13 protein-coding genes are annotated in these 9,785 nt (G+C 36.9%); 9 read left to right on the forward strand and 4 right to left on the reverse strand.

Annotated elements, in window-relative coordinates; all coding sequences use genetic code 11:
• The first annotated feature begins 26 nt into the window (after positions 1-26).
• The 5 genes from LV92_RS10480 to LV92_RS10500 all read left to right on the forward strand — a co-directional run bounded on the left by LV92_RS10480 (position 27) and on the right by LV92_RS10500 (position 3,930).
• Complete coding sequence (locus LV92_RS10480; protein WP_111623574.1) at positions 27-632, forward strand: DinB family protein; 606 nt, start codon at positions 27-29, stop codon at positions 630-632.
• A 111-nt stretch (positions 633-743) separates the two neighbouring features.
• The gene (locus LV92_RS10485) at positions 744-1,073 is read left to right on the forward strand and encodes a translation initiation factor (RefSeq protein ID WP_111623575.1); all 330 of its coding nucleotides are present in this window, start codon (positions 744-746) and stop codon (positions 1,071-1,073) included.
• A 73-nt stretch (positions 1,074-1,146) separates the two neighbouring features.
• Positions 1,147-2,079, forward strand: a complete 933-nt coding sequence (locus LV92_RS10490; protein ID WP_111623576.1) for a DUF1835 domain-containing protein — start codon at positions 1,147-1,149, stop codon at positions 2,077-2,079.
• Between the two features lies 1 nt (position 2,080).
• Positions 2,081-2,962 carry a nucleoside phosphorylase gene (locus tag LV92_RS10495; RefSeq protein WP_111623577.1) on the forward strand — a complete coding sequence of 294 codons (882 nt, stop codon included), beginning with the start codon at positions 2,081-2,083 and terminating at the stop codon, positions 2,960-2,962.
• A 113-nt stretch (positions 2,963-3,075) separates the two neighbouring features.
• Positions 3,076-3,930: a substrate-binding domain-containing protein gene (locus tag LV92_RS10500; protein ID WP_111623636.1), complete on the forward strand. Its 855-nt coding sequence runs from the start codon at positions 3,076-3,078 to the stop codon at positions 3,928-3,930.
• A 43-nt stretch (positions 3,931-3,973) separates the two neighbouring features.
• Here LV92_RS10500 and LV92_RS10505 read toward each other — a convergent pair whose 3' ends face one another.
• Together LV92_RS10505 and LV92_RS10510 are read right to left on the reverse strand one after the other, a co-directional pair.
• A complete protein-coding gene (locus tag LV92_RS10505) occupies positions 3,974-4,390 on the reverse strand; it encodes a response regulator (RefSeq protein ID WP_111623578.1) in 417 nt (138 codons plus the stop codon).
• 224 nt (positions 4,391-4,614) lie between these two features.
• Complete coding sequence (locus LV92_RS10510) at positions 4,615-5,280, reverse strand: uracil-DNA glycosylase (RefSeq protein WP_111623579.1); 666 nt, start codon at positions 5,278-5,280, stop codon at positions 4,615-4,617.
• Between the two features lie 230 nt (positions 5,281-5,510).
• Between LV92_RS10510 and LV92_RS10515 the strand changes: the two genes are divergently transcribed.
• Genes LV92_RS10515 through LV92_RS10525 form a run of 3 tightly spaced genes read left to right on the forward strand, consistent with a single transcriptional unit; the run spans position 5,511 to position 7,047 of the window.
• Positions 5,511-6,053 carry an RNA polymerase sigma factor gene (locus LV92_RS10515; protein WP_394336262.1) on the forward strand — a complete coding sequence of 181 codons (543 nt, stop codon included), beginning with the start codon at positions 5,511-5,513 and terminating at the stop codon, positions 6,051-6,053.
• A gap of 33 nt (positions 6,054-6,086) precedes the next feature.
• Positions 6,087-6,605 (forward strand): hypothetical protein, encoded by a 519-nt coding sequence (locus tag LV92_RS10520; protein WP_111623581.1) that lies wholly within the window; start codon positions 6,087-6,089, stop codon positions 6,603-6,605.
• Entirely contained in the window at positions 6,595-7,047 is a 453-nt protein-coding gene (locus LV92_RS10525; RefSeq protein ID WP_146613533.1) for a hypothetical protein, read from the forward strand. Before LV92_RS10520 ends, LV92_RS10525 begins: the two co-directional genes overlap by 11 nt.
• A gap of 68 nt (positions 7,048-7,115) precedes the next feature.
• Here LV92_RS10525 and LV92_RS10530 read toward each other — a convergent pair whose 3' ends face one another.
• Positions 7,116-8,147, reverse strand: coding sequence for a WD40/YVTN/BNR-like repeat-containing protein (locus LV92_RS10530; RefSeq protein ID WP_111623583.1), 1,032 nt, complete (start codon positions 8,145-8,147; stop codon positions 7,116-7,118).
• A gap of 71 nt (positions 8,148-8,218) precedes the next feature.
• Between LV92_RS10530 and LV92_RS10535 the strand changes: the two genes are divergently transcribed.
• A complete protein-coding gene (locus tag LV92_RS10535; RefSeq protein ID WP_111623584.1) occupies positions 8,219-9,436 on the forward strand; it encodes an RsmB/NOP family class I SAM-dependent RNA methyltransferase in 1,218 nt (405 codons plus the stop codon).
• Positions 9,437-9,488: 52 nt separating this feature from the next.
• On the opposite strand, the gene LV92_RS10540 is transcribed toward LV92_RS10535, so the two are convergent.
• Positions 9,489-9,785: integrase core domain-containing protein (locus LV92_RS10540; RefSeq protein ID WP_146613534.1), on the reverse strand; the 297-nt coding region annotated here is incomplete at its 5' end.

The raw sequence follows: 9,785 nt of genomic DNA on the forward strand, positions 1-9,785 counted from the left end.
GTATTAACAATTTAATCTTGGACACTATGAAAAAAGTAATTTTACCAATCGTATTATTGGCGGTTTTAGCATTTGGAGTAGTTAATTCAACACTGACAGATGCCGAAAGGGAATTTGCCGTAAAAGAAATGACAAAATCCCATGATCATTTTTTAAACGCCATACAGGGATTGAGCGAGGAACAACTTAATTACAAAGTAACCGATGATTCCTGGTCCATTGCGGAATGTGCCGAGCACATTGCAATTTCGGAAAACATGATCTTTGGAATGCTTCAAGGCACACTGGCCACTGAAGCCGACCCATCCAAACGTGCCGAGGTCAAGGTATCCGACGAACAATTAATTGCTATGATAGAGGACCGTAGCAATAAAGTTAAAACAAGTGAGGCATTTGAACCCTCTGGTAAATATGGCAGTTTTGAAGAAACAGTGGAGGAATTTAAATCCAAAAGGAAGGAACATATAGACTATGTTAAAAGTACACAGGATGATCTTCGAAACCGCTACCAACAACTTCCTTTTGGAACCATTGATGCCTATCAAATACTTTTGTTTATGTCCGGCCATACAGAAAGGCATATAACACAAATGGAGGAAGTAATGGACGATGAGGACTTTCCTATGGAATAATTTCGGTAACCAAATAAATGAGACCCATTCCAACAAAAATCCCAATTTGTGAAGGATGGGTTTTGATTTTGGCGCTCAAATACTATTTTAGCATAATTTTAATAATTTACAATGGACTTAAAGGATCAATTGAAGAATCTATTTCCGGATCATGAGCCAACGGAGGATGAGCAGAAAAAGTATGTTGAAAATGAAATTTGGTTGCAGGAAGAACCTATTATTTGCAAGTATGAAAAAAGAAAGGGAAAACCGATAACCATATTGGAGGGATATACCGGAGCAGACGAAGATTTTAAAAAATTGGCCAAGGAACTTAAGACCAAGCTAAGCGTAGGCGGAAGTTTTAAGGACGATTCTATAATCATTCAAGGAGATTATAGAGATAAAATAATGAAAATATTACAGGAAAAAGGATTTAAAGTAAAACGCGTTGGAGGTTAGATTTTTGTTAATTATTTTTTGATATTAAGATAAAACACTACATTTATTAGCCACAACCTAAACCACCATTACAATGAGTTCCCAATTACACATAACAAACGGTGATATACTCACCAATAAATTAAGCACCCTGAAATTGGAAGGGGATATTATTACCTGGCGCGAGATGTTATGTGAAGGTAAAACCGAAACCAATGTTGGCAGCGAATCATTTTGGAAAACCAGGTTCGAATTTTTAAATAAAAACTACAAGGTTTCCAAATCTTGGTTTATTGATAAAACTCTAAAAGAATACCGCACCCTTTGCAATCACAAACAGGAAGACCGCATTGTACTTTGGTTCGATTTCGATCTTTTTGATCAAGTGAATATGTTAGCGGTGATCAGTTGGTTAAAGACCCATAGGCCTTATGCCCAAATTTCTTTGGTATCCAGTGAAGAAGAAGAAAATTCCTTAAATATATTGGGGCTAGGAGAATTAACCGATGAACAACTACTCAAATTATTCACTAATTGCACTCTTTTAACGCAGGACGATATAGAATATGCCGATTATGTTTGGCAGTTGTACTGTAGCGATAACCCCATCAGATTAGAGAATCTTAAGGATTTTGACAGTTTCCAATTCTCCCACCTTTCAGGTGCTATTGAAGCCCATTTAATGCGTTTCCCAACCATTAGAAATGGTCTCAATGAAGTGGAGAATAATATATTGCGTTTGGCACGCACCGCCAAACCAAAGACCAAGATAGAATTACTTAATACGGTTTTAAGAAATCAGGGGCGTTATGGTTTTGGTGATACCCAATACGAGCGGGTAATAACCAAGCTAAAACCTCTTTTTACCAATTTCAGCCCTGTTAAACTTTCAAAAAAAGGTATGGAAATCCTGGAAGGAAAAACCAGTTATTATTCCTGTATCCAAGAAAATGATGCCTATTTGGGTGGAGCTTTAAAATATAATTTCCTTTATAACTCTGAAACGAATCGCATACTAAAATTGTAAAATGAAAATTGGTTCTTCAGAGCTAATCCTAAACTTAGACCATAGCGTATACCATCTTAATTTATTTCCTCAAGACCTAGCAGATACCGTAATCACCGTTGGAGACCCCGATAGGGTAAAGCGCGTTTCCCAGTATTTTGATAAGATCGACTTAAAAAAAGGAAAGCGGGAATTCCTAACCCATACCGGATGGCTGAACAATAAGCGCATTTCGGTAATTTCTACAGGTATCGGCACAGACAATATAGACATCGTCCTTAATGAGCTGGATGCCTTGGTCAATATTGATTTTGAAACTAGGACTATAAAAAAAGATAAAACCCGCTTGGATATTATTCGGATAGGCACTTCCGGCGCCATTCAGCCCGATATTCCCATAGATTCTTTTTTGTTGAGCGAATACGCCATTGGCCTGGATAGTCTTTTGCACTTTTACGACAGTGTCCATATTCAACACCCGGAGATTCAGCAAGCATTTTTAAAACACACCAATTGGCTAAAAGATAAGTCCAACCCCTATGTTGTAGAATACGACAAAACTTTGGGAGCCCAGTTCATCTCGGACAAAATGCAACTTGGATTTACCGCTACCAATGTTGGGTTCTATGGTCCCCAGGGTAGAATTTTACGTTTAAAATTGGAAGATAAAAATATGAATGCCAAACTGGCCAGTTTTAATTATGATGATAAGCGTATCACCAATTTGGAAATGGAAACCTCTGGAATTTATGGCTTGGCAAAGTTATTGGGACACAGGGCTGTTTCCTTAAACTGTATTGTGGCAAACAGGCCCAATGGACAGTTTTCATCAAGACCGGATTTGGCGATAGACGAACTTATTAAATATGCCTTGGACAAGATAGCCTTAAATCATAATAGTTGAAAAGACAATTAATTGAATATAAGTGTTTTGAGATGTATTATATACAACAAAAGTTAATAACATCTTATGGCCCGCCTACTAATTAGTTGATAAACCAGATAAAAATAATTGATTTGAAAAATGTAAATATCATAGGTGTTCCGGAACACTTTAATTTTCCCTGGCAATTAGCTATAGAAGAAGGCGCTTTTGGAGCCCGTGGAATAAATCTAAAATGGAAAGATATCCCGGAAGGTACCGGTAAAATGGCACAATTGTTAAAGGACAACGAAACTGATTTGGCCATTATACTGACCGAAGGGATTGTAAAAAGTATCAGCGAAGGAAATCCTTCAAAAATTGTTCAGGAATATATAGCTACTCCCCTCTTGTGGGGTATACACGTAGCTGCCAAAAGTAATTATAAGACCTTGGCCGATTTAAAAAACAAAACCGCAGCCATTAGCAGATATGGAAGTGGTAGTCATCTAATGGCATACGTAAACGCCCAAAACCAGGGTTGGGATACCAAAGAATTAAAATTTGAGGTAGTCGACAATTTAAATGGGGCGGTGAACAGTTTAACAGACGGCAAGGCCGACTATTTTATGTGGGAGCGTTTTACTACAAAACCCTTGGTTGATCAGGGGGTATTTCGAAGAATTACAGATTGTCCTACACCATGGCCTTGTTTTGTAATTGCCGCTACGGATAAGTTTATAACTGAAAATCCCGGGACATTGAGGCACATACTGGAAATCATCAATATTTACACCTCCGATTTTAAACAAATTCCTAGCATAGACCGAACCTTGTCCAATACATACAAACAGCAGTTAGAGGATATTCAACATTGGTTGTCATTAACGGAATGGGGACAAAACAATATCAGCAAGCAGAATTTGGAATTGGTCCAAAATACCTTAAAAGACTTAAAGCTTATCGAAAAGATAACTCCAAGCATGGAGATATTATATAAGGGAGCTTAAAAAAGGACAAACAGGTTTTACTTGTTTTCTATTGTTGATCGCTCTACTCGTAAAAATAGGTTTGTATTATACTTCTAAAATTGATATCCGACAAAGGTTTCTGAAGACATTCCTTAACACGGGTGTTGGATAGGGCCTTGTAGGTTACTTCTTCACTACTATTGGCGGTTAATACGGCTATTACAATTTTTTCTTTTTCCTCTTTTCTAAAAAGTATGTCAAAAGCCTCCAAAAATTGCCATCCGTTCATTATTGGCATTTCAATATCCAAAATCAAAAGAAAACTTCCCTGGTCTATATCATTAATATTGGCCTCTATAAAATCTAACGCCCTATGACCATCCGTAACAGTATCAATATCCAGGTCTGGAATAAGTTTTTTTAAAAATAGTTTATTAAGCATATTGGTTGTTCCGTCGTCATCAACCAACAATACCCATTTTAATCTAGTAGAATTCATTAACCTATTAATATTTAATATCACAAATGCTAGTGTAAGTTTTACAATACAATTCAAAAAAAGTACAAATATAGATTTAGTTAATACTACATTTTCGGTTTTTGGTCAAAAAAGTAATATAAATGTTATTTCATTAACTTCAATTATGCAATAAAATGGAACCGTTTCTATACTTTTTAGCCACAGAACAGTATTGTATCAATATTAATCCATCAAAATACGGATTACCAATTAATTCCTTGTCTTCCATTTTCCAATAATATTTTGTTCGTTTTACTAAAATGCTTGTTCCCAAACCAATACCCTCTGTTGGCACTTAAGGGAGAGGGATGTCCGGAAGTCAAAATATAATGCTTCTCGGTGTTGATCAATTTTGCCTTCTTCTTTGCAAAACCTCCCCATAATAAAAATATCAATTTCTCCTTTTCTTCGGATAATTTTTGGATAACGGTATCCGTAAAAAGCTCCCACCCCTTATTTTGGTGACTACCGGCTTCATGTGCCCGTACCGTTAAGGTGGCGTTCAGTAAAAGAACGCCTTGGTCTGCCCATTGTTCCAAATTTCCATTTGCAGGATAAGCTTTGCCCAAATCCGATTCAATTTCCCGAAATATATTGACCAAGGAGGGTGGGTGCACCACGCCCTCGTTTACGGAAAAACAAAGACCATTGGCCTGGTTGGGTCCATGATATGGATCTTGACCTATAATAACTACTTTGGTTTCCTCTAAGTGACAATGGTTAAAAGCGGCATAAATATTGCTCTCCTTAGGGTAGCATGTATACTTGGCATATTCCTGTTGCACAAATACCATAAGGGATTCAAAATAAGGTTTTTTAAACTCGGCTAGCAAAAGCTTATGCCAACTATCATGCATACTAAAGGTCACTTATGATTTCATTTTATAATTGTTAAACAAAGAATTGATACCTTTCTGCAAGGAATAACATCAAAAATAGTTAAAAAATAAAAATAATTTTCTTTAAAAGGCTATAACCTAAAAAAATATTGTACTAATTAAACTTACTTACCTTTGCAGTTAATTACAAAATATAATAAAGCTATAAATAAACCTTTTTCAATTTTTATAGTCCTATAAAGGAACTTAAGTCCAAAATGTTGATTGCGGAAGAAACTTTAGTAATACAATTAAAGCAAAAGGACCATCAGGCCAAGGCTTTTGAGATACTGGTAAACACTTACAAGGAACGTCTGTATTGGCATATAAGAAGAATTGTATTAAACCATGATGACACCGATGATGTGTTGCAAAATACCTTTATAAAAGTTTTTAGAAATATCGACGGCTTTAAGGGCGATAGTAAATTATACTCCTGGATGTACAGAATAGCCACCAACGAGGCCTTGTCATTTTTAAAATCCAAATCACAAAAACTTAAGATCAATAACGAGAAGTTGATGACCAAGGCTGTAGAAGATTTGAGGGCCGATGTCTATTTTGAAGGGGATGAAATTCAACTAAAATTACAAAAGGCCATTGCGACGCTTCCTGAAAAGCAAAAATTAATATTTAATATGAAATATTTTCAGGAGTTGAAGTATGAAGAAATTTCAGAAATTTTAGAGACCTCCGTAGGTGGATTAAAAGCCTCCTATCATTTGGCATCAAAAAAGATCGAAGCTTTTTTGAAAGAATATTAAACCTTTTATATTGTTCAAGGTCAAACTATTGAAATGGATAAACTAAATAAAAATAACAACTTTAAGGTTCCGGATGGGTATTTCGATACCCTTTCCAGCGATATCATGAAAAAGATAGCTAAGGAAGATAATTCTATGCCTTTAAATGAAGGATTCAAAGTTCCGGAAGGTTATTTTGAAACTTTAAACACTAAGATTTTGGGGCAACTGGAAAACATTCCGGTGGAGACCAAGGTAATCCCATTAAAATCTTATAAAAAACACTATTATACTGCCGCTTCCGTAGCTGCGGTCGTCCTATTGTTCATTATGGTTCAATTTAATAGCGATAAAACGCTATCCTATTCGGATTTGGCCAATTCGGATATAGAACATTATTTTGAATTTAACGATTTGGAACTTTCTTCCTATGATTTGGCAGAAATACTTCCAATCGATGATTTGGACCTAAACGATATTATGGAAAGTAGGCTGGATAACGACAATATCATAGATTATCTGGATTCCTATATTGAAGATTTTGAAGAATTAAATATGCACAATGATGATTAGAAAAATAAAAATACTTGCCCCTATCCTGTTCCTTGTAGCTACCTTATCCTTAAGCTCACAGGAAAGGCAAGATTGGGATAAAATAAAATCCCTAAAAGTAGCTTTCATTACAGAAAGATTGAACCTTACTCCAAAAGAAGCCCAAAGTTTTTGGCCTATTTACAACGAGCATCAATCCAAAAAGGAAGGTTTGTTCAGGGAGGAGCGCTTTGAAATAGGTTCCGAGATAAAAAATCTGGATGGCCTATCGGACGCCCAGGCCAGCGAACTTCTTGCCCGCATGCAAAAATTGGAGGAAGAAAAATATAAAATGGAAAAATCCTATATCGAAAAAATATCCAAGACAATTTCGGCCAAGAAGACTATTTTGTTAATGCGTTCGGAAGAGGATTTTAAACGTCAACTAATTAAACAATATCGACAAAAAAAGGGTGGCCAGTGATTTTCATCCAGGCTTCAAGTCAATAAGCGTTAATTATATAATTGGTATTTTACATCGCCCTGGGTATCTCAGCGAAAAATAAGTTTCGCAATCCTGTCCTTCCCCGCGGCATATGCGAGAGTATCGTTCATAAACCTAAGGGTATAAAAGGATTCATCGGAAAGTTGTTTCCAAGTTTCACCAGTGTCATAGGAATAGGCAATACCTTCAAAACCTAGAGCAACTAGGGACTTTCCATTGGAATTTGGTACAAATTGTACGCAGCTTCTATAATTAGGTAGTTGGCCATTGGCTATCAATTTCCAAGTTTTACCACCGTCGGTGGTTATAGCCTTGTTGCCATTATTTATTTCGGGGTCCGTATAATCCCCTCCAAATACAACCCCTAGATTTTCATCATAAAAATCAACGGAAAAGATACCTTGCGTAGTTTTTTCACTTGTTATAGGAGTTTTTACAACTTCCCAGTTATACCCCATATCTTTGGTATAATAAACGTTTCCATGAGTCGTTGCTATCCACGCCATAGTACCCAACACCTTGATATTGGTATTACTGGCCGCAAATGCACCCTCCCCGGTTTCCGACTTGGGTAATGAAGAACATGGTGTTTTTTTCCAAGTATTACCGCCATCCCTTGTAATTATTATAGACAGACAGCCATTCATACTGTCCCCAACTGCAATGCCCTCTTGATCGTTCCAAAAGGTCATGGCATCATAGAATACCTTCTCATCCTCTTCCTTATATACCAATTCCATATTACCCTTGTCACCTGTTTTGTACAGCAAGGCCGGATTACCAATGGAAAGCATAAAAAAATCGGTAGAATTTTGGGCTACAGCCCTAAATTCAGGAAGAATACTGTCATATTTTTGGGTATTTACCCTCACTTTGTTGGACCTAAGGTCTACCAAACCAAAAGCTCCCTTGTTGGCAGCAAATGCCATATTGCCGCCGTCCATAATCTCGATGGCCCTAAAGCTCAATGAATCGGTATAAATGGTCTCTATTTTTACAGCCTTAAACGTGCTCTTTTTCTCCATTTCGGAACAGGAGCCCAAAATAAATAGAATGAGAACCACCAAATAATTGCGCATGCTTATAATTTTCTCCAAAAATAAGAGGAATAGGTTCTAATACAATACCTTTGCAATCTTAATTTTTAAAAATGCGATTACATAGAAATCTAGTGTTTGCGGTTGTTGATGCGTTAAATTATATATTTAATGAAGGTGAATATGCAGATAAGGTAGTGGAAAAAGTATTAAAATATGACAAACGATGGGGTGCCCGGGACAGAGGTTTTATTGCAGAAACCACCTACGAAATGGTGCGCTGGAGGAGATTGTACGCAGAGATTGCTGAGGTAAAAGCTCCATATAGCAGGCCCAATCTTTTTAGAATGTTCGCCGTTTGGGCCGTTCTTAAAGGCATAAAACTACCGGACTGGAAGCAAATTGAACCTACCCCGGAAAGAAGGATCAAAGGAAAATTTGACGAACTCTCAAAAATAAGGAAATATAGGGAATCTGTACCGGATTGGATGGACGAGCTATGTGCAAAATCCTTGGGCGAGGCCCTTTGGACCAAAGAAATTCATGCCCTAAATGAGCAGGCAGAAGTAATTTTAAGGGTAAACACCTTAAAAACAACCAAGGATAATTTAAGCAGTGTTCTCCATGAAGCCGGAGTTGAAACTGAATCCATAAAAGGGTATCCAGATGCCTTAAGGTTAAAGGAACGTTCAAATGTATTTATTACCGAAGCCTTTAAAAATGGTTGGTTCGAAGTACAGGATGCCTCTTCCCAATTGGTAGCGCCATTTTTGGACGTTAAACCTGGACAACGCGTTGTTGATACCTGCGCAGGTGCAGGTGGTAAAACGCTTCATTTAGCAGCGCTGATGGAAAATAAGGGTCAGCTCATCGCACTTGATATTTATGGCAACAAACTAAAAGAATTAAAAAGAAGGGCAAAGCGCGATGGTGCGCATAATGTGGAGACCAGAGCCATAGATTCTACCAAGGTAATTAAAAAACTATACGATACAGCAGATAGGGTACTTATAGATGCTCCCTGTACAGGATTAGGGGTCTTAAAAAGAAACCCCGACGCCAAGTGGAAACTGCAACCCGATTTCTTGGAGAAAATAATGGTTACGCAACAACAAATCCTTCAGGATTACAGCAGAATAGTTAAGCCTGGAGGGAAATTGGTCTATGCCACCTGTTCCATTTTGCCACAAGAAAATATTCAGCAAGTAAAAAAATTCCTAAGCTCAGAGGCTGGTAAAGACTTTAGTCTTATCAAGGATAGCAATATATATGCATGCAAAACTGGATTTGACGGATTCTATATGGCGCTATTGGAAAAGAAATCTGAGTAAATGTCTCATCCTAAATAATCGATACAGATTATTGAAGGATCAAATTTAAATATTAAGGCTGAACAATGATAACATTGTTCAGCTTTTTTGATTTGTACTGTTTTCTTTTCAATTTGTTTTGTGCGTGCATTTGTAGTGGTGTGAGCATATGGTTGGATAAATGCGGTCTTTGATCATTATAGATTTCTATGGCATTCTTAATCAGTGCTTTTTTCAATTTTATGTTCTTTATATTTTTTGCCACTCCAAATTCTTGTTTCAATATTCCGTTGACCCTTTCGGCGATGGCATTTTCGTATGGGTCGTATTTTTCAGTCATACTTGACCTTATATTGTTGTTTTTCAAGAG

This window comes from Arenibacter echinorum (assembly GCF_003259375.1).
Classification (GTDB): domain Bacteria; phylum Bacteroidota; class Bacteroidia; order Flavobacteriales; family Flavobacteriaceae; genus Arenibacter; species Arenibacter echinorum.

Bases quoted from the DNA above. Each gene is read 5' to 3' on its own strand.
- LV92_RS10480 (WP_111623574.1), top strand. From the start codon at position 27: ATGAAAAAAGTAATTTTACCAATCGTATTATTGGCGGTTTTAGCATTT.
- LV92_RS10485 (WP_111623575.1), top strand. From the start codon at position 744: ATGGACTTAAAGGATCAATTGAAGAATCTATTTCCGGATCATGAGCCA.
- LV92_RS10490 (WP_111623576.1), top strand. From the start codon at position 1,147: ATGAGTTCCCAATTACACATAACAAACGGTGATATACTCACCAATAAA.
- LV92_RS10495 (WP_111623577.1), top strand. From the start codon at position 2,081: ATGAAAATTGGTTCTTCAGAGCTAATCCTAAACTTAGACCATAGCGTA.
- LV92_RS10505 (WP_111623578.1), bottom strand. From the start codon at position 4,390: ATGAATTCTACTAGATTAAAATGGGTATTGTTGGTTGATGACGACGGA.
- LV92_RS10520 (WP_111623581.1), top strand. From the start codon at position 6,087: ATGGATAAACTAAATAAAAATAACAACTTTAAGGTTCCGGATGGGTAT.
- LV92_RS10525 (WP_146613533.1), top strand. From the start codon at position 6,595: ATGATGATTAGAAAAATAAAAATACTTGCCCCTATCCTGTTCCTTGTA.
- LV92_RS10530 (WP_111623583.1), bottom strand. From the start codon at position 8,147: ATGCGCAATTATTTGGTGGTTCTCATTCTATTTATTTTGGGCTCCTGT.
- LV92_RS10535 (WP_111623584.1), top strand. From the start codon at position 8,219: ATGCGATTACATAGAAATCTAGTGTTTGCGGTTGTTGATGCGTTAAAT.